The sequence below is a fragment of the Nocardia sp. NPDC004604 genome, assembly GCF_040609795.1.
In the GTDB taxonomy this organism is placed as follows: Bacteria; Actinomycetota; Actinomycetes; order Mycobacteriales; family Mycobacteriaceae; genus Nocardia.
This window is the reverse complement of record NZ_JBEXLC010000033.1, coordinates 12,724-38,659: the sequence shown is the minus strand read 5'-3', so window position 1 is coordinate 38,659 and position 25,936 is coordinate 12,724. Positions and strand designations below refer to the sequence as shown.

At 63.8% G+C, this 25,936-nt stretch carries 21 protein-coding genes, 1 tRNA gene, 1 pseudogene and 1 other annotated feature; of the genes and pseudogenes, 12 read left to right on the top strand and 11 right to left on the bottom strand.

The features are described from left to right. Positions 1-157: 157 nt before the first annotated feature. A complete protein-coding gene (locus ABZW16_RS14860) occupies positions 158-1,114 on the top strand; it encodes a hypothetical protein (protein WP_354956003.1) in 957 nt (318 codons plus the stop codon). A gap of 650 nt (positions 1,115-1,764) precedes the next feature. Here ABZW16_RS14860 and ABZW16_RS14855 read toward each other — a convergent pair. Together ABZW16_RS14855 and ABZW16_RS14850 are read right to left on the bottom strand one after the other, a co-directional pair. After that, complete coding sequence (locus ABZW16_RS14855) at positions 1,765-3,414, bottom strand: ATP-binding protein (protein WP_354956001.1); 1,650 nt, start codon at positions 3,412-3,414, stop codon at positions 1,765-1,767. 1,108 nt (positions 3,415-4,522) lie between these two features. Continuing rightward, a complete protein-coding gene (locus ABZW16_RS14850; protein WP_354955999.1) occupies positions 4,523-5,557 on the bottom strand; it encodes a GAF domain-containing protein in 1,035 nt (344 codons plus the stop codon). Positions 5,558-5,889: 332 nt separating this feature from the next. On the opposite strand from ABZW16_RS14850, the gene ABZW16_RS14845 reads away from it, so the two are divergent. The 4 genes from ABZW16_RS14845 (at position 5,890) to ABZW16_RS14830 (ending at position 10,139) form a co-directional block, all read left to right on the top strand. After that, positions 5,890-6,663, top strand: coding sequence for a hypothetical protein (locus ABZW16_RS14845; RefSeq protein ID WP_354956049.1), 774 nt, complete (start codon positions 5,890-5,892; stop codon positions 6,661-6,663). Positions 6,664-6,716: 53 nt separating this feature from the next. Next, the gene (locus tag ABZW16_RS14840; RefSeq protein ID WP_354955997.1) at positions 6,717-8,276 is read left to right on the top strand and encodes an AMP-binding protein; all 1,560 of its coding nucleotides are present in this window, start codon (positions 6,717-6,719) and stop codon (positions 8,274-8,276) included. 97 nt (positions 8,277-8,373) lie between these two features. Further along, positions 8,374-8,952, top strand: a complete 579-nt coding sequence (locus ABZW16_RS14835) for a transposase (RefSeq protein WP_354956047.1) — start codon at positions 8,374-8,376, stop codon at positions 8,950-8,952. A 497-nt stretch (positions 8,953-9,449) separates the two neighbouring features. Next, the gene (locus ABZW16_RS14830) at positions 9,450-10,139 is read left to right on the top strand and encodes a hypothetical protein (RefSeq protein WP_354955995.1); all 690 of its coding nucleotides are present in this window, start codon (positions 9,450-9,452) and stop codon (positions 10,137-10,139) included. Continuing rightward, positions 9,747-9,875, top strand: a sequence feature (AL1L pseudoknot). It overlaps the preceding gene by 129 nt. A 271-nt stretch (positions 10,140-10,410) precedes the next feature. Here ABZW16_RS14830 and ABZW16_RS14825 read toward each other — a convergent pair. Next, the gene (locus ABZW16_RS14825; protein ID WP_354955993.1) at positions 10,411-11,340 is read right to left on the bottom strand and encodes a hypothetical protein; all 930 of its coding nucleotides are present in this window, start codon (positions 11,338-11,340) and stop codon (positions 10,411-10,413) included. Positions 11,341-11,525: 185 nt separating this feature from the next. After that, the gene (locus tag ABZW16_RS14820; RefSeq protein WP_354955991.1) at positions 11,526-12,950 is read right to left on the bottom strand and encodes an MFS transporter; all 1,425 of its coding nucleotides are present in this window, start codon (positions 12,948-12,950) and stop codon (positions 11,526-11,528) included. A gap of 93 nt (positions 12,951-13,043) precedes the next feature. Between ABZW16_RS14820 and ABZW16_RS14815 the strand changes: the two genes are divergently transcribed. Further along, positions 13,044-13,679: a hypothetical protein gene (locus tag ABZW16_RS14815; RefSeq protein WP_354955989.1), complete on the top strand. Its 636-nt coding sequence runs from the start codon at positions 13,044-13,046 to the stop codon at positions 13,677-13,679. A 219-nt stretch (positions 13,680-13,898) separates the two neighbouring features. On the opposite strand, the gene ABZW16_RS14810 is transcribed toward ABZW16_RS14815, so the two are convergent. Beyond that, positions 13,899-14,537, bottom strand: coding sequence for a helix-turn-helix domain-containing protein (locus ABZW16_RS14810; protein WP_354955987.1), 639 nt, complete (start codon positions 14,535-14,537; stop codon positions 13,899-13,901). Positions 14,538-14,614: 77 nt separating this feature from the next. Here ABZW16_RS14810 and ABZW16_RS14805 point away from each other — a divergent pair, with 77 nt between their 5' ends. From ABZW16_RS14805 to ABZW16_RS14795, 3 genes are read left to right on the top strand one after another with little or no spacing between them, the layout of a single operon-like run. Beyond that, positions 14,615-15,727 carry an amidohydrolase family protein gene (locus ABZW16_RS14805; protein WP_354955985.1) on the top strand — a complete coding sequence of 371 codons (1,113 nt, stop codon included), beginning with the start codon at positions 14,615-14,617 and terminating at the stop codon, positions 15,725-15,727. Beyond that, on the top strand, positions 15,724-16,218 hold the full coding sequence (locus ABZW16_RS14800) for a nuclear transport factor 2 family protein (RefSeq protein ID WP_354955983.1): 495 nt from the start codon (positions 15,724-15,726) through the stop codon (positions 16,216-16,218). Before ABZW16_RS14805 ends, ABZW16_RS14800 begins: the two co-directional genes overlap by 4 nt. Continuing rightward, on the top strand, positions 16,215-17,696 hold the full coding sequence (locus ABZW16_RS14795) for an amidase (RefSeq protein WP_354955981.1): 1,482 nt from the start codon (positions 16,215-16,217) through the stop codon (positions 17,694-17,696). Before ABZW16_RS14800 ends, ABZW16_RS14795 begins: the two co-directional genes overlap by 4 nt. A gap of 969 nt (positions 17,697-18,665) precedes the next feature. On the opposite strand, the pseudogene ABZW16_RS14790 reads toward ABZW16_RS14795, so the two are convergent. Beyond that, positions 18,666-19,144, bottom strand: a pseudogene (locus tag ABZW16_RS14790) (ATP-binding protein); the annotation flags it as partial. Here ABZW16_RS14790 and ABZW16_RS14785 point away from each other — a divergent pair. Continuing rightward, positions 19,066-19,344, top strand: coding sequence for a helix-turn-helix domain-containing protein (locus ABZW16_RS14785; protein ID WP_354955979.1), 279 nt, complete (start codon positions 19,066-19,068; stop codon positions 19,342-19,344). The pseudogene ABZW16_RS14790 and the gene ABZW16_RS14785 overlap by 79 nt on opposite strands. 221 nt (positions 19,345-19,565) lie before the next feature. Here ABZW16_RS14785 and ABZW16_RS14780 read toward each other — a convergent pair. Continuing rightward, a tRNA-Asn gene (locus tag ABZW16_RS14780) sits at positions 19,566-19,638 on the bottom strand. Between the two features lie 214 nt (positions 19,639-19,852). Between ABZW16_RS14780 and ABZW16_RS14775 the strand changes: the two genes are divergently transcribed. Next, positions 19,853-20,098, top strand: coding sequence for a hypothetical protein (locus ABZW16_RS14775; RefSeq protein WP_330253393.1), 246 nt, complete (start codon positions 19,853-19,855; stop codon positions 20,096-20,098). A 93-nt stretch (positions 20,099-20,191) separates the two neighbouring features. Here ABZW16_RS14775 and dnaG read toward each other — a convergent pair whose 3' ends face one another. From dnaG to ABZW16_RS14760, 3 genes are all read right to left on the bottom strand, one after another. Further along, complete coding sequence (gene dnaG / locus ABZW16_RS14770; protein ID WP_354955977.1) at positions 20,192-22,117, bottom strand: DNA primase; 1,926 nt, start codon at positions 22,115-22,117, stop codon at positions 20,192-20,194. Positions 22,118-22,184: 67 nt separating this feature from the next. Further along, on the bottom strand, positions 22,185-23,453 hold the full coding sequence (locus ABZW16_RS14765; RefSeq protein WP_354955975.1) for a deoxyguanosinetriphosphate triphosphohydrolase: 1,269 nt from the start codon (positions 23,451-23,453) through the stop codon (positions 22,185-22,187). 50 nt (positions 23,454-23,503) lie between these two features. Next, positions 23,504-24,082 carry a YdcF family protein gene (locus ABZW16_RS14760; RefSeq protein ID WP_354956045.1) on the bottom strand — a complete coding sequence of 193 codons (579 nt, stop codon included), beginning with the start codon at positions 24,080-24,082 and terminating at the stop codon, positions 23,504-23,506. 219 nt (positions 24,083-24,301) lie between these two features. On the opposite strand from ABZW16_RS14760, the gene ABZW16_RS14755 reads away from it, so the two are divergent. Then, positions 24,302-25,249, top strand: coding sequence for an NAD(P)-binding domain-containing protein (locus ABZW16_RS14755; RefSeq protein WP_354955973.1), 948 nt, complete (start codon positions 24,302-24,304; stop codon positions 25,247-25,249). Between the two features lie 12 nt (positions 25,250-25,261). On the opposite strand, the gene ABZW16_RS14750 is transcribed toward ABZW16_RS14755, so the two are convergent. Next, a complete protein-coding gene (locus ABZW16_RS14750) occupies positions 25,262-25,936 on the bottom strand; it encodes an MBL fold metallo-hydrolase (protein ID WP_354955971.1) in 675 nt (224 codons plus the stop codon).

Below are 25,936 nucleotides of genomic sequence, written 5' to 3'. Positions count from 1 at the left end.
GGATCTCGGCCAAGCGCACCGACCTCACGGTCCGCCGACAGTGCAGTCACCGGCGGAGCCGGCAAGCCGCCCTCCAACCTGATCGACCCGAAATCCGCCACTTTGCTGTGAGGCGCATCTTCAGGCGCTCGGTCCGGCGGGCGGACACACTGCCAGCATGGACACCGGACCGGGTGATCGACATCCCCTCATCACCCTCATAAAATATCTATTAGAGATCATGCGGCGACCACACGGTCCCACATATCGCGCTTGGGCCTATCTCAGCCGCGATATGGGCGACTCCACCGGAATAATAGGAAAGGAGTCGATCTCGATGGCATGGGAACATAAGGTGCCAGAAGGCCAGACAGACGTAATGCCCGGCACGACGCCCACGAGCTGGTACACCCCACCTGATAACGCGCAGCACATCGCATATGTCGGCAAGGATAATAAGATCCATGAATGCTCCTTCAAATTCGCACCGGAAGGGCACGATTGGGAGCACACCGTACCCAGCGACGGACACCCCGTGACCGAAATTGGCACTAACTCCACCAGCTGGTACACCCCTCCGGACAACGCGCAGCACATCGCATATATAGGCAATGATCAACAGATTCATGAATGCTTCAAGTTCGCACCGGAAAGTCACCATTGGGAGCACACCTGGCCCAGTCCCGGACACCCCAAGGCGCGACTCATAACCAGCCCCACCAGCTGGTACACGCCCCCCGATCGCGCCCAGCACATCGCCTATATTGAAGATGGGCTCGGCGTGATTAATGAACTCTTCTTCAATTTTGCACCGGGAGAATACCATTGGGAGCACACCCTGCCCTTAGACGGACACGCCAAGGCTGTCACGTGGACGAGCCCCACCAGTTGGTACACCCCTTCGGATAACGTGCAACACATCGCATATGTCGGTGGAGATAGCCAGATCCATGAAATCTTCTTCCGGTTCACACCGGGAGGATTCCATTGGGAGCCCAGCTTGCCCAGTCCCGGACACCCCAAAGTTGAGCCAGGCACTCGCCCCACCAGCTGGTACACCAAGCCGGATAATACACAGCATATCGCCTATGTCGGCCAGGATAATAAGATCCATGAACTCTTCTACCAACTTTGAAACGGCTCGGTCTCTGGTAAAGACTCCGGCCAAGTGCATAGTCGTCGGTTGATACTGTGCGCGCCCCACCACAAGGAAGGTCCACCAGCCGAGGAGTGTAGAGGAGACACCGGACGTGCCTGACCATCCTCATTCGGGGGCGCGCACGGACGATTCCTCGGAGACTCCGCCTTGTCTCCACAAATTGGAACCTCGAAGTGACGGCTCAGTATCCGCCTTTGGGGGGATCGCGCGGCGCGAGGTCATCAGGCTCACGAACTCGCAACTCGGCTCGTGCCAATCGATAAAATGTTGCGATCCCATCGCTGAAACGTCCGGCCGGTGGCGAGCTGAATTCTGTGCTATATGGATCGGTCCCCGATATCGCAAACTCCCGGACTGCAGCAGCATGCTTGACGACCATACGTGAGGCTTTCTGGAGATCAGATCCGGATACGAGCCAAATCTTCACCTCCCCAACCCGACCCCGACGGACTTGCGTATTAAATCGACCGAAGTCGCGTCCGCAAGTTCATCGAACTCGGAGAGTCAAAGTTCATCCGTAGTATTTGTGCGCGGTCTCGGGAAGTTCGCTGAGGAATCACTTCTGCGACCACAGCTATCGAGCCGCCCGCCGCACCCCTCGAGTCCGCCAGAACCGGTTGCCGCTGCTACACCACGGCGTAGACGGTGTTCAGGTCGACCAGCATGGGGCTGTCGGCTTCCTTCGGCCGCTGCCCGAGGCGGATGCCGACAGTCTGCAGGTTCTCATCGAATCCCGCTCCGCTGTAGCAGGTCAGGACCGTTTGACTGGTGTCATATCCCTTCGCCGCCAACAATTCTCGCGCACGCCGCAAGCGGTCCACATGCCCGACGGTCATCGTGCGGTCCCATTTAACCTCACCCAGAGACAGGATGCGTCGCGGCTGCCCGGTCTCCTCTGGCGCCAGCACCGCGACATCGACCTGAATCTGCCGCTTGTCACGCGGATCGCTGACTGTCGCGGCCGCCACATGCCCGGGCAACTCTCCGAACACCTCGGGCCCCACCGACATCGCCCATTCCCGGCAGATTCCCTCGAAATGCGGGCCCACCACCTGCGACAGGAACGTGGCACGCGAATTACGCCATGCCGCTTCGGGATTCCCCCGCTCCAACCGGGTCCACTCCCGTCGCATGATCGCCTCGTAGAACACGATCAGCGGCTCGGCCACCCGATACACAGATTTGCCCCGATTGAACGGATCCGCCTCCCGGATGACCAGCTGAGCATCCTCGAGCACCGACAACGGATGCCCGATGTCGGTGGAACTGCGGCCGATGGTGTTCGCGATACCACCCCGTGTCGTGTGCCCGCCCGCGATCGCGCCCAGCACCGCGTGATACAGCGCCACATCCCGGATGTCGGTCTCCTCTGCCAACAGATACCGCGCCTCGCGGAACAGCGGCACCTGCGGATTGAGCACCGTCCGCAACACCCAGGAATCGAAATCCTGCAGAGACGCCGGTGTATCACCCGCCACGAACTCACGCCGATACGCCGGCGTCCCACCCACGATCGAATGCACCAACACCGCCAACCGCGGATCCTCGATCCCCCAGAACCGCGCCGACTCCCGATAATCGAGCGGCTTGACGATCAACTCCAAACTCGCCCGCCCACGCAACGGCGCACTGCCGGCCAGCAACCGCCCCATCACCGACATCGCCGACCCACACAACAACACCCGCGAACCCGCCCGCCGCGCATAACCGCGAGGGTCGAGCGCACGCTGCAACACCGACGGCAACGACGGACTGGCCTTGGTCAGATACGGAAACTCATCGATGACGACCAACCCATCACCGACCACCGCGAACAATCGCTCGAACGCCTCGTCCCAATCCCGGAACGCATACCGGCCCCCACCGGCATGCGCGGCCACAGCCGCACCGAAACCCTCCAGCGCCTCGACCTCCGTCGCATCGGTCGCCGTGAAGAAGAAACCCCCAACCACATCAGCCAACGCATCCAGCAAGAACGTCTTGCCCTGCCGCCGCCGCCCGCTGACAATCCCCAACCGCACATCCGGACTCGGCGACGTCGCGAACCGCACCAATCCGTCCCATTCGCGGTCACGGTCGAACACCCGGTCCGGCTTCACCAAGGCAGTCATAGATAGAAGTATACTTCTAATAAGTACACTTCTACAGATAGAAGGACACTCGACAAACCGGGCACAGCGGTACAGCCGTTGCGATATCACCACGATCGCTGCTGCGCTCGAATGTCCAATCCCGCACTGAAACCCGGCACCGCCGGGCAACCCCAGATCCGGCAACTCGCCGACGGCCGCTACGAAGCGCGCGCCTGCTGTGCCGCAACAACTTCGGCACCTACCTCAACGGAATCGAAGCAGCGGCCGCACAACTCGGCGACTCACCCCTGGTCACCGCACGCTAATACGCCGCACGCAACCAACACGTGGACAACCGGACAGCACTCGAACAAACCGGAACATAGACACGCCGCCCCGCCCCGGGGAAAACCACCCGATCATGGACCCATCAAGGACCTTCTCGCCCCGAAAACCAGAAGAGCCCCGACCGCAAATACCATCTCTGCCGGTCGGAGGCTTTCCGAAGCTCCCCATCTGGACTCGAACCAGAAACCTGCCATTTCCGAGTAGGCGATGTTTCTAACTTCCCGTGAGTTCTCAACAATGCACGTGAGCTCCACGGATAGCGAAAATTAGGATCCTTACGAATCCCGTTGAATCTGGTCAATTCCCGCTGAAAGCATGACGTTTGCGTGTCGTTGGTCGAGTTGGCACGATGAGAGTCTGCTGTTCACTTAGCGTTTCACGGCGCGTTGCCATCAACAGCTCAGTCGACACCGAAGTTCCAGTGACGACCACCCACGATCACTCGCCATCGCGCGGTCGACGCCTCCGGGCATAGCTCGTCGTCCAAGTGATGCCCGAAATGCGAAAAGATCCCACCCCCAGCAAGTTTCGTTCCCAAATCTGTCCCCATCCGGGGCCCCCACCGCAAAGGATAGAGCTCCTTTGCGGACCGGCGGTGTGTGATCTCCGCTTGCAGCGCTGATGGGTGATCGTCGGGGGTCTAGCCGGGACGCCATGGCTTGCAACATCACCCTGTGTCCGGCGAAATCCTGGCCGTTTATGTGTCATCGATACCGTCCAGCCGAAGGTGGAACCATGCATATCGAATCAGTCGCCCGACAGCGCGAAACCAGCTGGTGCCTGTCAGGGCGGTCCGATCGTGTGCCAGCCGAGCTATCAAGCGAATTCACTTCGCCAACGCCACCGTACTACCCGCGCCTGCACTCATTCATTGGCGGCCTGCGTCGCGACCAGGAGGTCGATCTCCAAGGTTCTTCTCCACCGGATTCGAGCGTTGACACCCGTCGGCGACGTCTCGATGGGGTCAGTTTTCGAAAACGAGCCCCGGCCGCATGTCGTCTCCCACTGGTCGGATCAGGCATGTCAGGAACCTGGGTAGCCCGTGGGGTAGTCGTATGCAGTAAAGCTCAACGAGTTGCCAATCATGTTCAAGGGTGAGCAGCCGAACGACCGATCGGGCCGATTTGATGCGGTCTTTCACTAGGTCCAAGAGCGGTGTGAGGTAGTACCCAAGATCGTCGGGGTGGATGAGATGCGTTGTGGTCAAGTTGAATTCTTTGCGATCCGCCGACGGGTCGGTGCCACGGGATGCTGGGTGATGCCGCCAGGCGATGCTGGTCAGCGGCGGCGTCAGCCACTCGACAATCTGGAGGGTTTCGGTGTCGATCAATGCGATGGTTCCGCCGAGCAGCCCGACGGCCGCGTCGCCGTGATAGGTCGGTAGCACGATGCCGGGTTGGCGATCCTGCTCCACTTGGAGCAGCAGCCCACGCAGTGAATGCGGTGAGTGGTAGCGGAAGAGTCCATAGACACGAGTTGTCTTCTCGTCATTGGCGGTCAGGACCCGCATCGGTCCCTGCCAGTGCGTTCCTGGTTGCGCGTCGAGCGCTGCGGTGATCAGCCGGTCGCGTTCTTCGCACTCGATGATCCGCGACAGAAACCACGCCCCGTGCAGCAGTGGAAACCCCTCGGGCAGCACCGCCCCACCCCGCCCATTGTTGCGCACGGTCCATTGTTTGCCGTCCCACACCAGGACATCGATCGCGGGAGGGTCCGCAGGGGTACCGGCCTGTGGACCGACCCACATCTGAACCGCCAGAGGCCCTCCGTCGGGTCCCGGCACCGGTAGCGCGAAGACCTTGTATCCCTCGCCGCGGATCCGGATTTCGCGGGCGCACATCTGGTTCGATGCGATGGCGTCCGTGATGGCCGAAGAGGCAATACCAGCCAAGGAGTTGGGACGGATCGCGCGATGCAGGGTCCGCTCGCGGGGCATGCCTTCCTCCGGCACGTGACGAATGACCATCCCCGGTGTCGCGGCATCGATCAGATACCACACGCTTCGCTCTTCCCCTGTTCATTCGACTGTGGCAGTCCGTCATCGCCTGCTGTGGTCACACCTCGCAACTATCCGGCTGGTTGTCCGCGGAAGTCGAATTCGGAGTCTACTACCAGCAAATTTGTTTCCGGTTGAACCGCGTTGGTCCGCTCAGCGCTACGGTGTTGGCTGGTCATGGGTCGCGCTGTGGGTCACACTCATCAGTTGTGGGGACTCGAACGCAGAACATGCCAGGCGTTATCGTTAGCCACCACACGCTGACCCATTCGCAACGACGGCGTACCTATACCCTCGTTCGATCCCGGCACCTACGTGCCGACGCCGCACTGGTGATGGTTCTGCACGGCACCCTCCAAACCGGTGATTCCATCCGCGAGTTTGCTGCCGGAGCCTTCGACTCTCTCGTGGAGTCGGGTGGCGCAATCGTGGCCTACCCCGACGCTGTTCAGCGGGAATGGAACGGGGCGCGCAAAGCAACCATGCTCGCCTGCAATGTGAAGAACATCGATGACGTCGGTTTCCTCGGCGCTCTGGTCGACGAGGTCTCGTCGGCCTGGTCGATCGATCGGCACCAGGTGTACGCAGTCGGATTCTCACTCGGCGGGCAGATGACGATTCGGCTGCTGCACGACGCGCCCGAACTGCTCGCGGGAGCGGCACTTATCGCAAGTAACCAGCCTGCTGCGGAAAATCTCACGACATCATCTCGACCACCACTGGCAGTGCGAGTGGTCCTCATCCATGGCACCGACGACCCTCTCGCGCCCTACAGCGGTGGCTACGTCAGCTTCCGGGGATGGTTTCCCAAGGGGCCACACTTATCGGCAGCGCAAACGGCGGCGTACTTCGCCCACCGTAACGGGATCACCGCGCCGCCGTCATTTCACTGGATGAACGCCGACGGCACGACCGCGGGCGAGGGGCAGGTGTGTCGGACCGACTATCGAGAATCCGGTCTCGCACCAGTCACCCTCTACACCGTCGTCGGTGGCGGACATCAGATTCCTGGTGCCTCGACCGGGATGCGATGGGTTTGCGGCAATCCTGTCTCGGGCTTCGACGCTACCGGCGCGATCGCTGACTTCTTCGACCTCACTCCCGGCTGAATCAGCAGCAGTGCAAGCCGCAACTTGCCGCCGGTAGTGGCACACTGCGGCTCATGGATGACGTCTCGCCCAACGACCCGACGAACCCCACCATCGCCTGCGGAACCCGGACCCGCAATCAGCACGACGCCCACAATCGAGCCGGCCGACTCGCCGCCGCCCTCGTCGCCGAAGGTACCAACCGCGGCGACCGCGTCGCGGTCATGCTGCGCAACGACATCGAGTTCCTGGAGACCTCTCTCGCCATCGCCGCATGCGGAGCAAATCCCGTCCCGATCAACACCCGATGGCAGGCACCAGAGGTCGCCCACGTCCTTACCGACAGCCGCGCGCGAGTCATCATCGCCCACACCGAATTCATCGACACGATCGAACGGGCAATCGCCCGATCCGGCGTCGACGCACACATCATCGAAGTCGCCATGCCGGTCGAACTCCTCGACGAGGCCGGCCTCGACCGGGCGCTCGCGCAGCCGACGCACCGCCACTGCACCCTCGAGGAGCGGATCAGCGATCACCTCGAACCTCTGGGCTACCTCGAGGGAGCCATCGCGGATTCGATGGGACTGATCTACACCTCCGGAACCACCGGCACCCCCAAAGGCGTTCTCCGCGAACGCATGACACCGCATCAACTGCTATCCATCGCGGGCGGCACCGCCAACCGCATGGGACTCACACCCGGCGGGCAGATGCTCGTGGCCGGTCCCCTGTATCACACCAGCCCGAACGCGGTCGCGGTGCTCGCGCTGCGGATGGGCACCAACATCACAATCATGCCGCGTTGGGACAGCGAGCGATTTCTCCAACTCGTCGACGAACGCCGCATCACCCAGGCCAAAGTCGTCCCAACGATGCTCTCCAGGCTCCTGTCGCTTCCTCCCGAAATCCGTAGCCGCTATGACGTTTCCAGCCTCACGCATGTGATCCACTCCGCCGCCCCCTGCCCGCCGACGGTCAAACGCGCCGCGATCGAATGGTTCGGCGATGCACTCATCGAGTTCTACGGCTGCACCGAAGCGGGCACCATCACCTGGATCACCGCCTCCGAATGGCTCGCACACCCCGGCAGTGTCGGCCGCGGCGCCGACGGCTCAACCGCCGTGGTCGTCAATGACGACCGAACCCCCTGTCCCCCAGGAGAAATCGGGCAAGTATTCGTCCGAGGAGCCGACTACTGGCCGAGTTTCACCTACCTCAACCAGGACACCGCACCCGCGGGGTCGGTCCCCGGATTCATCACCGTCGGCGACACTGGATACCTCGACCACGACGGCTACCTGTATCTCACCGGCCGCTCGAGCGAGATCATCATCTCCGGTGGCATCAACATCTACCCCGCCGAAATCGAAGCAGCCATCGCCGCGATCAACGGTGTCGAGGACGTCGCTGTCTTCGCCATCCCCCACCACGGAGACCTCGGCGAATCCGTTGCCGCCCATATCGTCCCACAACCTGGCACCCAGCTCACCGAAGAACACATCCGGGCGAGCCTGGCAGGACAGATCGCCAACTACAAAATTCCGGCCGATATCCGCATCGTCAGCATGCTGCCGCGTGACGACTCGGGCAAGATCTACAAACGGCAACTGCAAGCCCAATACCAGAGATGACCAAGCCCGACGACAGGCGCTTTGGGCCACTCAGCGCCATCACCGCCCGTAACGACCTGATGTTGCCCGGGTATCGCGGAGTCGGTTCGGTTGACTTCTGGGTCACGATTTCGTCGAAGGAGAGGAGATCGCCGCCGAGCTCGAAGTCTCGGTGGCCACGCTGTACAACTGGCGCCGCCAGTACGGCGGCATGGACACTGATGCGGCCAAGGAGCTCAGAGCGCTGCGGGACCAGAACGCTCGGTTGAAGTGGTTGCTGGCCGATGCCGAGCTGAGAAGGACGCGCTGCGGGAGATCGCGAAGGGAAATTCTGAGCCCAGCCACGAAGCGGCGGGCCGTGGACATGCTCAAACAGGTGAAGGGCTTGTCGGAGCGGTTCGCCTGCAAGGTGGTTGGGCTGCACCGTGCCACGTATCGGCGGCTGCCGGTGGCGCAATCGCGACGGCGACATCTGGGATCCACACAACTTCAGCCGGCTGTGGCGCCAAGCTCGGGGCCAGAAGTTCGCGTGGGTCACTCCGAAGACCTTCCGCAAGCTGTGGCCTCCCTGGACGCCGATCAGTACACAGCCCAGCACCTCGGCCATGCTAACGACTCAGTTCCCAAACGCCATTACATCGACCATCCCAGCGAAGCGCCCGACTTCACCGCAGCCTTGGGACGCCTCGCGGGCTGAAAGCGTGTCGTCCGACCCCTGAAAAGGACAAAACCAGGGTCGAACTGATACGTTCGCCCTGGTCAAAGCTCCCCCATCTGGACTCGAACCAGAAACCTGCCGATAACGAGCTACGGAAAGGCGCTGGTCACACCAAGCATTGAAGGCATTATGCGCTTAGGGGGTCGAGTTGAAACTCACGAAATGCCCTATGTACCCAGCAGGTTCGCACACGGCCCTCCAGAACCGACTCGAATCTCTGGCGAATATTTGGGGAGGGGTCGAATCCGAGGGCGCGCCGCCGACCACGCCGAACAGCGGACGAACGGCACGTGATCGACACCGGCACCCCGTACCGCCAGCCTGCAGTCGATCGGTGAAACACATTGCGAGCGCACCGGCTGCTGATCGCGTGTCCGAGGCGGTCAGTGCTCGACGACGCAAAATCGGCACCGTCCAAAACCAGAACGCCGAGATGAACCGTCCCGGGCTTGGGGCAGCTTCCTTCTTTGCGGAAGATGGTCTCCATCATGTCGAAGCGTTATCCGCCCGAGGTTCGTGAGAAGGCTGTTCGTCTGGTCTTGGAACGGCTGGATGAGTTCGGGTCCCCGTATGCCGCTGCGAGGGCGATCGGCCCGCTGGTCGATGTGCATTACGAGACGTTGCAGGTGTGGGTGAAGAGGGCGCTCGCGCAGGGCACCCTGCCTGGCGGCAAGGGCGGTGCGGGGTTGTCGGCGGCCGAGCGTGAGGAGCTGGAGCGGCTGCGTAAGGAGGTCCGAGATCTCAAGCAGGCCAACGAGATCCTGAAAGCGGCCTGCTTTTTTCGCGCGGGAACTCGACCCGCGACACCGTTGATCGTCGGATTCATCGACGAATACCGCCAGGTCTTCGGCGTCGAGTCGATCGGCCGCGCGCTGGCCGCGCACGGAATCCAGATCGCGCCGCGGACCTACCGCAAAGCCCGGCGGCGGCCGGCGTCGGCGCGTGATATCGCAGACGCGCACGTGGAGAACGCATTACGCGATCTGAAGGGCCAGCCGGAGCAAATGTATGGCCGAAGGAAAATGACCCGCTACTTGCGGCGCCGCGGCCATGGGGTGGCTTTTGCGCCGTGGATCGGATCATGCGCGAATTGGGATGAACGGAGTGGTGCGCGGCCGCATGCTGCGCACCACGATCCCGGCCAAGGACGGCGTGCGTGCCGGTGACAAGCTCAATCGCGACAGTACACGTCGATCGCGTTCACCGAGCGACTCACCGAGGCCGGGATCCAGCCTAGCGTAGGCGCGGTCGGATCGAGCTTCGACAACGCCTTCGCCGAAATGGAGGCCGCCTACTACGCTCAACAACCAGCCCGGCATACCGCCGAGCTGTCACACCAGTAAGTCTCCGGACTCACCGGGGGGATTCAGAAACCGAAGCCGGTCCCTTACTCGTGACGGTTCAGAAGTAGAATTTTGGAATCCTTGTCAGAGCGAATTAGGGTGGAGTGCTGCCGAATTCGATTGGAAAAGCAATGGGGATTTCCTCCTTTGGCAGGATTCTGTGCAGGTGGTGGACCCCGGGAAGCGCCGTCGTCGAGCGCTCTACCGCGGCGACTGTCAGCAATGCGGTTGCCTGGGACTGGTTCTCACCGCGCGCCCAGTGGGATTCCCCTGATCTCGCGCGGGCCAGTACGAGCCATCGTTCCGATCCTGGCACACGGATATGCCGGGTTGCTCGTGCGGCGGCTGGAAGCCGGGTGAGCGCGGCGAGGGCCGAGGTCGCCAGTCGTGAATCGAGTGCGAAGTAAGTCCGCACCGCGGTATCGAACTCGTGGGCCAGGATGTGCTGGTCGGAAAAGTCCACGCGATACATCCGCCGCCTCCCATAGCCGGGTAGGTCGAAAGCCAGTGGTTGGGTGTAGTTGCGGATGGTGTCGGTGCCGGATCGGAAGGTCCGGCCCAGCAGTCGATACGACCATTCGGTCGCGGCGTCGCCATGCTTCTCTCCTGCGCCGAGAAACACCGCAATATCGATCGGTCCCGGCGTTTGCCGGTGTAGTTGCGCGGCAAGGATATTCGTCAGCCCAGGCGCCAATCCGACATTCAGGACAATGGGCCGGGGCGCGCGGATCTGCTCTAATCGATCGATATAGCCCGCCGTGGCGGTGACATCGACGAAAGCTGCCCCAATCGTGGTGGCGAGTTCGGCGAGCCGGATGTCCTCCAGCCCAGTGGCATTCACCACCACATCGGAGTCGGCTGCGGCGCCGCGATATGAGTCCAGTCCCGGCTCCCGCAGGTCGATGACGAGATCAGCACGATCGGGATCACGACCCGAGGCGACCACCGTGCTTCCGCGGTGACGCAACTCCGTGACCAGTCGCCCGCCGACGGCACCGTAGCCGCCGAGTACCAGGACCTTCATCGTAGTATCGCCTCTCTTGGGCGCGGCTCCACTCCGGACAGCCAGCGCACGATTTTCAATCGCAATTTCGATGCCGCCCAGCGACACCTCGGAGTACCGAAGAACACGCAATCGCGCCCTAGGCGGCATCGCCCCACCGGGCCACGCAGAGCACCGACCAGCGATGCTGACAGCGATTTCCACGCTCAGTGAGCGCTCACTCGCATCCCCTCGGCGGGCTTGCCGGTGGGCACGAACGTCGCTGCGGCGATCGCGGTGACCAGCGCCGTGAATGCACAGAGAGTGAACGCCATCGTGAATCCACTGGTGTCGATCCCGAGTGTGCGGAGGCTGACCGAGGCAACGGTGGACATGACGGCGACGCCCAGCGCGGAGCCGACTTCATGGAAAGTGTTCACCAACCCGGAAGTGACACCGGCATGGGCGTGCTCGACGGTGGCCAGGGCCGTAGTGGTGGCGGTGACTATAATCGCTCCCTGCCCCACGGCCGCGACGGTCAAACCGATCAGCAGTGCGAGCGTGCCGTGCCAAAGCGCGGGTATCGCCGCACCGGTCGCTGCCACCAGCAGGCCGGACACACCGATCGGGCGGTAGCCGAATCGCCCGATCATGTGACCGGCATGGTGCGCCCCGGCGATCGTGCCCAGTGCCATGGGAAGGAACAACAGACCTGTTCTCAGCGCCGAATTACCCTGCGCCTGTTGCAGATAGAATGAGCCGAGGAAGAAGCTGGTGATCAACAGGCCGGTCGCCACCAGCATCAGGATCGCCCCAGCCGCGATCGGGCGGCGCAGTAGTAGTGCGGGATCGAACAATGGTGCGGCCACGCTGCGCTCGTAGCCCATGAACGCTCCGAACAGCACCACCGCGACCAGCAACGGGATCAGCGCCCGCGGGTCGCCCCAGCCGTGGTCGCCGGCGGTGATCAGACCGTAGAGCGCCGCACCCGTCGCGATGGTGACCAGTACCGCGCCGACAATATCGATGCGATGTCCGGGCCGCATCGGCGTCGCCGGGACTACTGCGGGCATCGCAGCAAGCAGCACGATTCCCACCGGCACGTTCACGAAGAAGATCCACGACCAACCCGGTCCTGCGGTCAGCAGACCACCGGTCAGGACACCGAAGGCCGCGCCGGTACCACCCAGCGCACCCCACACCCCGAGTGCCCTATTGCGCTCCGCGCCATGGAAAGTCGTGGTCAGGATCGACATGGCGGCCGGGGACAGCAACGCCGCACCGGTACCCTGCCCGACGCGTGCGCCGATGAGCATCTCAGCATTCATCGCCACCCCTGCCAGCAATGAGGACGCGGTGAATATCGCGAGGCCGACGAAGACCATTCGCCGCGCGCCGAACAGGTCGGCCACGCGGCCACCGAGAATCATCAAACCACCGAACAGCAGTGTGTAAGCCGTGACCACCCACGTCGCTGCGGCGCGACTCAATTCCAGGTCATGCCCCATATCCGGCAGAGCCACCGTCACCACGGTGATGTCGAGAATCAGCATGAACTGCGCGGCCGCTAGCGTGGCCAACGCCTTCCAGCGGCGCGGATCGGGCGGGGGGATGACCTCGTGGCCGTGATGAGTATAGGCATGAGTCGACATGGTGTTGCCTCCAGGAGATGAACCACCACAGTTGTGGTACCCCAACTGTGGTACCACTACAGTGGTGAGATCGCAACCGGGAAGGCAGCCTCAGTGGCCGAGAATCGATCAAGACGAGAACTACTGCAGGACACCGCCATCGAGGTCCTGGCCGCCAAGGGTTCACGCGGCCTCACCCACCGCCAGGTTGACCAAGATGCCGGCGTGCCCGAAGGCACGACCAAGAATTACTTCCCCACTCGCGATGCTCTTCTGGTCGCTACCGCCGAGCGCCACTTCCAGGCCTACGTCGACGACATCGCAGCACTGCGGTCGGCCACCACACCCTCGGACCGGGAAGGCTTCATCGCGCTGCTCGCCCAGATCATGGGGCGCGTTCCCGGTCCGGCCCGCCCGGGCGCGGACGTCTTCGTCGAGATGCACGCCGAGGCGCTGCGCAACCCCACGGTGCGCCGATTACTTGCGGACATGATCGCCACAGACTTCAGCGTCAACGAGGCGCTGCAGCGCTCCGCCGGACTTCCCGTCACTACCGCGACGGCTCGCGTGCTCACTCGTTGCATCCACACCGCCACAATCGAACTGCTCACCACTCCCCCGGATGCCTTGAGTCGCATCGGATTGGATGATCTGGACGCCTTCGCCCGGGAGCTGGTGGATGTCATCTATCCGCAACCAGAGCAGACAGGGCCCGCCGCGACTCGCACACCCTCGTCGATGCCGAAGTGAGACATCGATCCGTGCCGGTCTGCTTCGTGACGAGATCCCGTGCCTCGCCCTTGCGGGTCACCGCGCACCAGTTCGCCGCGCCCAGGTCTGGGACGGCGCCCCAGTCCCCGCTGTTCTCCCTCGAGTCCCGCCGGCTCGGCGGGGTGGCGGAACTCCTTGGCCCCGGATCTCGGGCCACTGTTCCTCAACCCCTGTAGTACCACCGACACTCATAACCAGTCAGGACGTCGCCTGGCCTTCGACGAGTTGCACGGACAAAGTCACACACGCCCATTGCTCCCATTGCGGCGCCGACCAGCTCCGGTCGCGGACGAAGAGTAGATACAACTCGGGACTGAGCACGCCGAACAGGATATCGGCGGCCCGATCGACGGTCACGTTCGTAACCGCCTCCGGCTTGCCGAGCATGGCCCGCGCGGCCGTTTCCTGCACCAGGTAGCGCTGCTCGAGGCCTTGCTGCCGTAATTCGTCGAGTTCGGGTTCTATCGCCGCGGCGGAATGCAGCACTTCGGTGATCAGGGCGACGCGCTCGAGGATCGCCGTGACCCCCTCCACATGCGCGCGCAGATGCTCGCCCGCGGTCCTGGTGTTCATCGCTTTAGCGAACCAGGGGCGGTCCATCGTGGCCAAGGACTCCACATCACCCGCGACCGTGACATCGACCAGCTCTTTGAGCAGATTGCGCTTGTTCCGGAACGTGAAGTAGATCGTCTGCACCGCGACCCCCGCACGTTCGGCGACGTCCTGCAATGAGGTGTTGCCGTAGCCCAGTTCGATGAAGAGCTCACCGGCGGCGGCGAGGATCCGTCGCCGAGTCTCCTGGGACTTCTGTGCCTGTTTGCCCTTGACCTGACTCATAGCCATACTCTAGCTTCAGAGTTGTACTCTAGAGTTCAACTCTAGCAATCGACGCAGAGCATGAAAGCGCAGATCTGATGAGCAACGACTACGACTACGTGATCACCGCCGACCTCGTCTTCGACGGCCGAACAGTCCTCGAACACCATGCCGTCGCGGTCAAAGGCGCCCGCATCGCCGCCGTCGCCCCCGCCGATCACGTGGTGAACTGCGGCCGGACCATCCATATCGCGGGCACACTGCTTCCCGGCTTCATCGACCTCCATGCCCACTTACTGCTCGACGGGGTTCCGTCCTACAAGGTGCTGCGGCACGGCATCACAACGGTCCGGGATACCGGCGGCCCGCTGATGCGAGCTTCGGGCGGTGACGGGCGTCTGCGAGTACTCACCGCCGGGCCGATTCTCACCGCACCCGGTGGCTACCCGATTCCGGTATTCGGACAGGACGTCGCGCTCGAGGTAACCGATATCGCTACCGCCCGCGCCGCAGTGCGCCGACTGGTCGACGGCGGCGCCGCATTGGTCAAGATCGGGCTGGAGCCGGGCGGATCGGCCGGCGCGCCGTGGACCGCGCACGAGACCACGACTCCACCGCCGTGGCCGCTGCTGTCACCGGACGTGGTCCGTGCGATCGTCGCCGAAGCTCACGCCAACGGCCTGCGCGTCGCCGCCCACCTGAGTGGACCCGCAGGCGCCGAGCTCGCGCTCGACGCCGGAGTAGACGAGTGGGCGCATGTGCCGTGCGATCCGCTGTCCGACGCACTGATCGCGCGCGCGGCGGCCGCAGGAGTACAAGTTCTGGGCACGTTGGACACCCAGTCCCGCACCACCGGGGTCTTTCAGAATGCTGTCCGCCTCGTAGCGGCCGGCGTCCGACTGCTTTACGGCACCGATCTGGCCCACCCCGATGTACCTTGGGGCATAGACGCTTTCGAGCTACAACTGATGCTGCACACCGCGCACGGCGCGCTGACACCGGCGGACGTGCTGTCCGCGGCGACCGCGCGAGCGGGCGAACATCTCGGGCTCGCTCCACTCGGGCAGCTCGTCGAAGGCGCGCCGGCGGATCTCATCGCGGTCGACGGCAACGCGCTCGAGCGATTCAAATTGCTCGAGTACCCCGACCTCGTCATCTCCGGTGGGGTCGTCGTGGTCGAGCCGACCGGTGCGAGGAAGGCAGCGGCATGAAGCGCCCCTCATGGAATCTATTGCTGGCCACCGCAATCGGCGTGCAGGCGGCATCACGCGCGTACGCTTTCACCTTGCGCACCGTGCTCGCTCATAACGTCGGACAGCTGATGGCGGGTGACCCCGAGCCACTGCTACGTGCCTACGCGGAACACGCCACCCTGGTGCTGGACGGCACACACTCGTGGTCGGGGCATCATCGCGGAAAGCCCGCGATCCGCGCCTTTTTCGAACGCTTCCTCGCCGAGCGGGTCCGGGGTGAGCTGCACGAGGTCCTGCTCGCAGGACCACCCTGGCGCACGCTGATGGCCGCGCGGTTCACCGATGAGGCCGTCGATCTTCAGGGCCGCGTCGTCTATCAGAACCACGCGATCATCCTGGCGCACGTCCGCTGGGGGAAAATCGTCTCTCAACGCATTTTCGAAGACACTCAACGCGTCGAGCGTTTCGACGAACACCTCACAGCGTCGAATTTGATGGAGAACCGATGAAATACACCGAGTATCGGGCATTCGACGCAACCGGTCTCGCGGAACTGGTTGCGCGCCGCGAAGTTTCGCCCGCCGAACTGCTCGAGACCGCCATCGCGCGCGCCGAGCAGGTCAATGGGCAGATCAACGCGATCGTGCGGCCGATGTACGACATCGCACGCAGACGCAGCAATCAGCGACTCGACGGGCCACTGGCCGGGGTGCCGTTCCTCATCAAGGATCTGATGCAGGATTACGCGGGTGTACCCACTGGGAGTGGCTCCCGGTCGATGCGTAATCATGTCGCCACCGCACACAGCGCGGTCGTCCAACGATGGCTCGATGCCGGATTGGTGATCTTCGGCAAAACCAACACACCCGAGTTCGGGGCGAAAGGAATCACCGAACCAGAGGTGAACGGAGTGACGCGCAATCCGTGGCATCTGGGCCACACTCCCGGCGGCTCCTCCGGAGGATCCGCCGCGGCGGTCGCGGCTGGGATCGTACCGGTCGCGGGGGCGAACGACGGCGGAGGTTCGATCCGAATCCCGGCGGCCTGCTGTGGGCTTTTCGGCTTGAAACCGGGCCGCGGCCTGGTGCCCTGCGGTCCACGTCATGCTGAATACCTGCACGGCGCGGCGACCGACGGCGTCGTCTCACGCACTGTTCGCGACACCGCGCTCATGCTCGACATACTGACCGCGACGCCCGATCCCGGCGGACCGTATCTCACCGCGCGCCCCAACGAGTCCTATCGTGAACTGGCGCGACGGACCCCGACGCGACTACGTATCGGCTACACCACACGCTCGCCGATCGGCACGCCCGTGCACCCCGAGGCCATCGCCGCCGTCGATCACACCGTCGCATTGCTGACCAGACTCGGCCACGATGTCGAACCGGTCGAATTCAACATCCACGGCCAGCGGATGGCCGCCGACTTCCTCACTATGTGGTACACCGAAATCGCTTCAACCACAGCCGAAGCCGAACGCACAACCGGCGCACGCGCCACCGATTTCGAGCTCGATACCCGCCTACTCGCCGCCGCCGGTCGTGCACTGACAGCACCCCACTACGCAGCGGCCCACCAGCGATGGAACGACTACTCCCGCACCCTGGCCGCGTTCCACCAGACTCACGACTTCCTTCTCACCCCCGCCCTCGGACAGCCACCCGTGCGCATCGGAGAACTCGACACACCCGCCTCGGTGCGCTTTCTCGGCACCGCCCTCCTGCGCCTCGGCCTCGCGGGCCCACTCACCAAATCCGCCGCCTGGAAACAGACCGTGCTGGCCAATCTCGCCCCGGTCCCGTTCACCCAACTCGCCAATGTCACCGGGCGTCCAGCCATATCCGTCCCCAGTTATCGTCTCCCGCAAGGACTTCCGCTGGGTGTGCAGTTCATCGGCGGACTCGGCAGTGAGCCCACCCTGTTGGCCCTTGCCACCCAACTCGAGGCCGAAACCCCCTGGACACACCAAGGATCACCCCTATGACCAAGTCGACCGCAGAAACACGCATATCCGGTGCCCTCCTTGTCATGACTGGCAGGGTGATCATTGCGCACCGACCGGCATAGGAACCAGACCGCCACCCACCACACCCCATCTCCTGGATGTGTCGCTGAGTTCGAACGCCGAGAGTCGAGAGCCGATCTTCCACCGCTACGAGACGGGTACAATGCGCGAAGAATTCGAGCGGTCGACCGCATCAGACTTCTGGGAGACCGACGCATCGAGACAGCGGTACAACGGGAATTATCCTCGCCGGGGCTTTTGCCCTGAGCGCGCTCGCCCGCCGCGAAAGCCGCGGCTAGAGCCAGCGATACGGATGGCGGACGAAGAGACGTCAAATGCGCAGTGCCGCAGCCACTTTACCTAGCCATTGACCGTCTCTGGTCCACTTGAATCGGAAACCCGCATGATCAAAGTCTCGTAAGCGTCACCGCTGCCTTCCACCACGCCCCCATGTCCCGCGAAGCCCTAGTTTACCGACGCGCGATCGCACCGCGTGGCCGAGACTTTGCTCAGCTGAAAGGCTTTCACCGAACCGCAGGCAATCGCTAACCGGCAACCGCGGTAGTCGGGGATTCTGCCTCGGCTCACCGGCAGACGGTAGGTACGCTCTCGTTCCCGAGAGGACGCCGCGCGTTTCGTAGAGATGGCCAACCGCATGTAGACACCATCATCAAGATCCGGCGGGCAATCGCATGCGACAAGGTTCTCGATTCCTTCGACCTCCGCGAGGCGGTCGTTCTACGTGGCCTGACCCGTGCACAGCTGATCATTGGCGGGTCAACGGGGCACTGGTCTGCGTTGGCAGCTCGGATGCAGGCCGATGCTATGGCCTGCCGAGCAAGCGGGAGTGCCCCATCCCCGGGCAGTCCCTAACGCTGTCAATGGCCACTTGTAGGTCGCCGCTGGTGGCCAGGTGAAGTCCCCACCCCCTTGCCGGGGGTATTCAGTTCAGGGGCGGTCACCTCGTTTGGCTCGGTGTTTCATGCGGTAGGAATCGCAATCGGTGATGACGACGGTGGCGTGGTGCAGCAGCCGGTCGAGGATGCTCGCGGCGGTGGTGTGTTCGGGGCCAGGAATCGGCCCCATTGCTCGAACGGCCAATGTGGGGCGACGGCTAGTGAGCGGCGTTCGTAAGCTGCCGCGACCAGCCTGAACAGCAGTTGGGTGCCGGTGTCGTCGAGTGGGGCGAACCCGATCTCGTCGAGAATCACCAGGTCCGCGCGCAGTAGGCTGTCGATGATTTTGCCGACGGCGTTGTCGGCCAGGTAGAGGGTGTCGATCAGGTCGGTTGCGGTGAAATATCGGACCTTGTGCCCGGCGTGGATGGCGGCGTGGCCGAGCCCGATCAGTGTGTGACTCTTGCCAGTTCCGGGCGGTCCGATTAGCGCGAGATTGTGTTGCGCACGAACCCATTCCAGACTCGAGAGGCACCGTGAGCCGCCGAATCCGCGACCGCCGCCTGAATGCGTGCTACCGCGAACTCACCCGAGCTCGGCCTACTGACACGGTTACCGACGTCGCCTTCCGGTGGGGATTTACCGATGCCGGACATTTCAGTCGCGCCTTCAAGCAGTCGTTCGGAGTCACGCCCAGCAGCGTCCTGACCCATGCGCGCTCGACCGGCTGAGGGCTGTCAACAATCTGGCGGTTCCAACACAGCACGGAGGTTGTCAACCGCCTGAGATAGGTCGTGCACGGAGAGTGTCAGAATCTTGTGGGCGAATCAGCGAAAAGCCCTGCTAGGGTCCCGCGCCAGGAGTTTGGACCGGAATTCTTGGCGTATTTTTGGTCGCAGCCCGCAGACTAAACAGGTCAGGCACGGTGACCGTGCCTGACCTGGTAGTTATGCTCCCCCATCTGGACTCGAACCAGAAACCTGCCGATTAACAGTCGGCTGCTCTGCCAATTGAGCTATAGGGGACTATCCTGCGGCTCGTCCGTACTGGGCGGGCCGAGGTGAAACTTTAGCGTATCGGCTGGCGCCTTCCCAAATCGCGTCTCTACCTGGAGACATGTGGGGGCGTCGGCGTGTCCGGGGGTGGCGCGCGGTGGGGTGGATCCGGATCGACAGGCGTACCGGGCGTCGGGCAGGATGGTAGCCGCGCGCACAGGTACTTTGGGAGGAGCTCTACGAGATGCTGCGGTTGATCATCGGCATTGCGGCCGGTTATGTGCTCGGGACGAAGGCAGGGCGGGGTCGTTATGAGCAGATCAGTGCGGCGACCCGTGCCGTGACCGAAAGTCCGGTGACTCGCAAGCTGGTGCTCGTGGGCCGGCAGAAGCTGTCGGACAAGCTCAGCACCCGGGCGAAGCTGGAGCCGATGGTGCCGTTGGATGAGCGCACCACGCTGCTGGTGCCGCAGGATCAGTTGCGTCGCTGAGCCCGCTGGGGCCGGACTGGGAATTTCACGATCCACACCAGACCCCCGCGGGCCGACAACGAATCGCCCGCGGCGAGCAAGGGGCGGCGCGACTCAGCCCGCGGCGAAGTCGTCGTGATTGCCCATCGCCTGGGTGAGCAGACTCTTGCGGTACTGCTCCAGCGCGACGAGATCGCCGAACAGCGCCATATAAGCCTCGGCTTGTTCAGTTGATGACACGCGCTGCAGCTTCGATTTCAGTTCGGCGATCTGGCGGCCGACCCAGGCCTCCTGGACACGAGCAAGGACGCCGGTGACGAAGCGGGGAATGTCATTGGCGGACTTCACCGGCATCTGTTCACCGGACAGTTCGGAGACCAGCGCGCGCATGGTCAGGTCGTCGGTGCCGTCGGAAACGACATTGACCCACTCGGCGCCCCCGAGCCCGGACGCCGTGCCGCCCGCCTCGGCGATCAAGGCCCGAACGGCCGCATAGGCCGGATGGGTGAAGGCCTCGGTTTCGATCGAGTCGAAGACCGCACCTGCCATTGCCGGATACTGCAGTGCCGCGCCCAGCGCCTGCCGTTGCGGCAGCAGCGTCGGGTCGTTCGGGTTGGGACGGGCAGCGGGGTGTTCGGCGACGACCGCACTGGGTTGTGCCGCGCTGGCAACCGAGCCACGACCGCCCGGACGGCCACCGTTGCGGTGGCGTTTGGCTTCCTCGCCGACCCGGCGCACCACGGTCTGGATATCGTCCCAACCGACCCACCCGGCCAGTTTCGTCGCGTACGCCTTGCGCAGCGCGTTGTCCTTGATCTGGGCGACCACCGGTACCGCCCGGCGCAGCGCCTCCACCTGTCCCTCGGCGGTATCCAGGTTGTGGTCGGCGAGCAGGCCGCGAATCACGAACTCGTACAACGGAGTTCGCCGGGCCACCAGATCGCGCACCGCGCCGTCGCCGGAGCGCTGGCGCAGTTCGCACGGATCCTGACCGTCGGGGGCGATGGCAATATAGGTCTGTCCGGCCAGCTTCTGGTCGCCCGCAAAGGCTTTCAGCGCCGCCGCCTGTCCGGCCGCGTCACCGTCGAAGGTGTAGATGATTTCGCCGCGCCAGAAGTTGTCGTCCATGAGCAGGCGACGCAGCAGCGCGAGGTGTTCGTCGCCGAAGGCGGTGCCGCAGGAGGCGACGGCGGTCTTCACCCCGGCCAGGTGCATGGCCATCACGTCGGTGTAGCCCTCGACCACCACCGCCTGGTGGCCCTTGGCGATCTCGCGCTTGGCGTGGTCCAGGCCGAAGAGCACCTGAGACTTCTTGTACAGCACCGTTTCCGGCGTATTGATGTACTTGCCGGGCATGGTGTCGTCGTCGAAGAGTTTGCGTGCGCCGAAACCGATGACGTCGCCGCCGAGATTGCGGATCGGCCACAGCAGCCGCCGGTGGAACCGGTCGATCGGGCCGCGCTGGCCCTGCTTCGACAGCCCGGCCGCTTCCAGCTCCTTGACGTCGAAACCCTTGCGCAGCAGATGTTTGGTGAGCGTGTCCCAGCCCGCGGGGGCGTAGCCGCAGCCGAACTGCTGGGCGGCATTGCCGTCGAAGTTGCGGTCGGTCAGATACTTGCGGGCCATCTCGGCCTCGGGCTCGCCCAGTTTGGCCATGTAGAACTCGTGCGCGGCGGCGTTGGCGGCGACCAGCCTGGCCCGGGTGCCGCGATCGCGCTGCACCGAGGTGCCACCGCCCTCGTAGTTGATCTGATAGCCGATCCGGTCGGCCAGCTGCTCGACGGACTCGACGAAGCCGATGTGCTCGACCTTCTGCAGGAAGGCGAAGACATCGCCGCCCTCACCGCAGCCGAAGCAGTGGTACAGGCCGTGGTTGGGCCGCACGTGGAACGACGGCGACTTCTCGTCGTGGAAGGGGCACAGGCCCCGCATGGAGTCCGCACCCGCTCGCTTCAGAGCGACGTACTCCCCCACCACATCCTCGATCCGGACGCGTTCGCGTATTGCCGCGATATCGCGATCAGGGAGTCGTCCGGCCACGGCGGTCAGTCTAGGCTAGTCCGGCCTCGACACGCCCAGCGGCTGGTCACGCGTCTGAACCAGCGGGCTATTCGGCCAGCGACCGCGATACGCGCTCGAGCCGACTCTCGGTATACGACGCGATCTGGTCGACGATTACCCGGACCCGCGCGGTGTCGTCGGTCGCGGCATGCCACCACGGCAGCAGCAGCGGATCCAAACCGTGCGGTGCCGTCGCCAGCAGCCGGTTCGCGACCATCAGAATCCGCTCGCGCTGCACGGCTTGGCGCTGTTTGTGATCCAGATCGGACATGACATAGCGGAGCGCGACGGTCTTGAGCATTGCCACCTCGGCGGCGACTATCGGCGGAATCTCCAGGTCGGCGGCATATCGGGATAGCGCACGTGCCCCGGCAACCGCCCGGGTGGCCATGATCGCGGCGGTGGCGAAGCGGCCGACCAGTTCACTCGTGAGGTGCTTCAACGCAACCGAACTGGCAAGGGTTCCGTCATAGGACGCGGCTCGGGATACCACCGGCAGTTCGGAGAGCCGCTGGGCGGCGCCGACGAGGTCGTCCACCGAAAGCGACCGGTGCTGACCGTGCCCGAGTTCGGCGAGGGCGGCCTGTTCCGCGGGATCGGCGAGGGCCCGCAATTCGATGCGTCCCGCGATCACGCCGTCCTCGACATCATGCACCGAGTACGCGACATCATCGGACCAGTCCATGATCTGACATTCGAGGCTCTTACGACCGTCCGGCGCATCCTTGCGCACCCATTCCAGGCGGTCCATGTCGATATCGTAGGCACCGAATTTGGTGCCCGAACCTGTTCTGCCCCAAGGGTATTTGATGGCCGCGTCGAGAGCGGCGCGGGTCAGATTCAAACCCGCGCTGGTCCCGTCCGCATCGAGAACCTTCGGTTCCAGCCGGGTGAGGATGCGCAGATTCTGCGCATTGCCCTCGAATCCGCCGAACGCGTCGGCGAAGCTGTCGAGGGCATTCTCACCATTGTGGCCATAGGGCGGGTGGCCGATATCGTGCGCCAATCCGGCCAGATCGACCAGATCTGGATCACAGCCGAGACCGTCGGCGATACTGCGCCCGATCTGCGCCACTTCGATCGAATGGGTCAGGCGGGTGCGTGGGGTGTCACCGTCACGTGGACCCATGACCTGGGTTTTGTCGGCGAGCCTGCGCAGCGCCGCGGAATGCAGCACCCGGGCGCGGTCGCGGGCGAATTCGGTGCGGTGACCGGTTTCGAATTCACTGCGCGGCGGGCCGAGTCCGGCGGTCTTGGCACCCTCGACCACCATGCGCTCGCGATCGTGCTCGGTATAGCGATGCCTACCCGTCACCCGACCACCGCCCCTATCGAATCGCTACGCGATGCTGCACTCATCGAATCTCACTGCCCCGCTGAGTATTTGAAGTCCGACGAGAAGTGGGTGAGTTGATACCAGAGCAAAGCGCCGGTCTCCCTGGCGATTCCGTGCGCCTGCGACTCCCTGGTGTATACGGCGGGCCCGGTACGAGTGGGCGCGGTCCATGCGTCCAGTCCGGCGTCACGGGCCATGGTTCTGGTGCGCAGCGAATGCCATGGATCGCTGACCAGCACTGCCGATGACATCTCCCGGGCGCTCATGGCCGTCGCGACCGCCTCGATACTGCGCAATGTGTCCGAACCCGTTTCGACCGCGAGAATTCGGTCAGCGGGTATCCCTCGCTCCTCCAAATAGTTCTTGCCGGAGGCGGCCTCGGTGTACAGATCACCCTGCTGCTTACCGCCCACCGTGATCACCTTCGGCGCGACACCGGCTTTGAACAGCTTGTAGGCCTGGTCGAGTCGCGCCTCGAAAACCGTTGACGGTGTGCCGGAGTATTGCGCGGCACCGAGTACCACGATCACATCGGCCTTGGTGTAGTCGTCGATGCGCGCCACCTGCCACACCCGGAATGCGGTGCCGCCGACCAGCACCGCACCCATCAAGATCGCGCCCGTGACCAGCCGTCGAGCCCAGCGCAGTGGTCCGCCCCCGGCAGCGCGCGACGGGGCGGATCCGGGAGCCGAGGCCAGGGACGCCGAATTCACCTCACCAAGTTTGCCAGGTCATCAGCGATAAGTGCGTCACCGACGGATACCGACTGCTCATACTTACCTTTTGGTAAGTACTGGACTTATTTGTAAGTACTTGTCGTCTCTACAGTGGAATTCGAGAATGAATCCCGGCGCCAGATCCTTCGAAAACCTTCGAAAACGTTCAGGAGTGGAGATATGACGACATCGGTGACCGTGCTCGGGCTCGGCGCGATGGGACAGGCGCTTGCGAGGGCCTTCGTGCGCGCCGGACATCCGACAACGGTCTGGAATCGCAGCGCGGGCCGGGACGCGGAACTGGTTGCGGCAGGGGCGAAGTCGGCGCAGACCGTTGCCGAAGCGGTGGCCGCGAGCGATCTGGTGGTGGTCTGCCTGTTCGACCACCGATCCGTGCACGAGGTGCTGGACCCGGTTGCCGACATCCTGGCCGACCGCGCGCTGCTGAATCTGACCAGCACCGAGCCACGCGGGTCGCGCGAATTGGCTGAATGGGCCGCGAGTCACGGCATCGACTTCCTCGATGGCGGCATTATGGCCACCCCGCCGATGATCGGGCTGCCCGGCTCGTCGCTGCTCTACAGCGGAGCACAATCGGTCTTCGACACCCACCGCACCACCTTCGAATCACTGGGCAGCGCCGAGTATTTCGGTGCGGACGCCGGACAGGCCGCACTCGTCGACTTCGCCCTGCTCGCCGCGATGTACACCATGTTCGCGGGCTTCTACCACGGCGCCGCCATGGTTCGTTCGATCGGCATTTCGGCCGAGGACTTCGGTCACCGGGCATCGGGTTGGCTGGCCGCGATGACCGGATCGTTGCCGAGGGCCGGAGCCACCATCGACTCCGGCGACTACTCGAAACCGTTCCAGCCCTTGGATTTCACCAAGGCCGCCCTGGACGCCATCGTCTCGGCCAGCCGCGATGCGGGCGTCGACCTGGACGTCATCGGCGCGATCAGGAATCTCGTCGATCGCCAGGTCGCCGACGGGTACGGCGCACAGGGCAGCGAGCGGATGTTCGAGAGCCTGCACCCGCCCAGCGACCTGGCGGTATGAGCCGTCCTCGGCCTACCAGCCGCGCTCCCGCCACTCGTCGAGGTGCGGACGTTCGGTGCCGAGCGTGGTGTCGTCACCATGACCGGGATACACGATGGCGCCGTCGGGATAGCGGTCGAAGATCTTCGTCGTGACATCGGTGTAGAGCGAGGTGAAATCCTCCGGATTCGTAGTGCGGCCGACTCCGCCGGGGAACAGGGAGTCACCGGTGAACAGATGCACGCCCGGGCCGTCGACAAGCGCGAGGGCAACCGAGCCGGGAGTGTGTCCACGTAAGTGGATGACCTCGAAGGCCAGCTCGCCGATCTCGATCAGATCGCCGTCGGCGAGCAGTCGGTCGGGGCGCACCGGGAGGGGATCGGCGTCGAGCGGATGCGCGGCGGTCGGTGCACCGATGGCCGCCGTGACCTTTTCCAGGGCCCACCAGTGGTCCGGATGCTGGTGGGTGGTGACGACCAGGGCGACGCGGTCCGGCGTTTCCTGGTTGATGAGTTCGATAATGCGGTCGGGTTCATTGGCGGCGTCGATGAGCAGTGCGGCCCCGGTGGCGCCGCACTGCACTAGATAACAGTTGTTGTCCATCCCGCCGACGGACATTTTGATGATGCGAGCACCGGGGACGTCCCGCTGTTGCGGATTCGATCCAGGGGACACGTGACCGGTGTACGGCAGGTCGATCGTGATCAC

Excerpts from the sequence above, each read along its gene's own strand:
- ABZW16_RS14860 (WP_354956003.1), top strand. The coding sequence starts at position 158 with ATGGACACCGGACCGGGTGATCGACATCCCCTCATCACCCTCATAAAA.
- ABZW16_RS14845 (WP_354956049.1), top strand. The coding sequence starts at position 5,890 with ATGGTTCTGCACGGCACCCTCCAAACCGGTGATTCCATCCGCGAGTTT.
- ABZW16_RS14840 (WP_354955997.1), top strand. The coding sequence starts at position 6,717 with ATGGATGACGTCTCGCCCAACGACCCGACGAACCCCACCATCGCCTGC.
- ABZW16_RS14830 (WP_354955995.1), top strand. The coding sequence starts at position 9,450 with ATGGTCTCCATCATGTCGAAGCGTTATCCGCCCGAGGTTCGTGAGAAG.
- ABZW16_RS14825 (WP_354955993.1), bottom strand. The coding sequence starts at position 11,340 with ATGAAGGTCCTGGTACTCGGCGGCTACGGTGCCGTCGGCGGGCGACTG.
- ABZW16_RS14820 (WP_354955991.1), bottom strand. The coding sequence starts at position 12,950 with ATGTCGACTCATGCCTATACTCATCACGGCCACGAGGTCATCCCCCCG.
- ABZW16_RS14810 (WP_354955987.1), bottom strand. The coding sequence starts at position 14,537 with ATGAGTCAGGTCAAGGGCAAACAGGCACAGAAGTCCCAGGAGACTCGG.
- ABZW16_RS14805 (WP_354955985.1), top strand. The coding sequence starts at position 14,615 with ATGAGCAACGACTACGACTACGTGATCACCGCCGACCTCGTCTTCGAC.
- ABZW16_RS14800 (WP_354955983.1), top strand. The coding sequence starts at position 15,724 with ATGAAGCGCCCCTCATGGAATCTATTGCTGGCCACCGCAATCGGCGTG.
- ABZW16_RS14795 (WP_354955981.1), top strand. The coding sequence starts at position 16,215 with ATGAAATACACCGAGTATCGGGCATTCGACGCAACCGGTCTCGCGGAA.
- ABZW16_RS14775 (WP_330253393.1), top strand. The coding sequence starts at position 19,853 with ATGCTGCGGTTGATCATCGGCATTGCGGCCGGTTATGTGCTCGGGACG.
- ABZW16_RS14760 (WP_354956045.1), bottom strand. The coding sequence starts at position 24,082 with ATGGGTGCGGTGCTGGTCGGCGGCACCGCATTCCGGGTGTGGCAGGTG.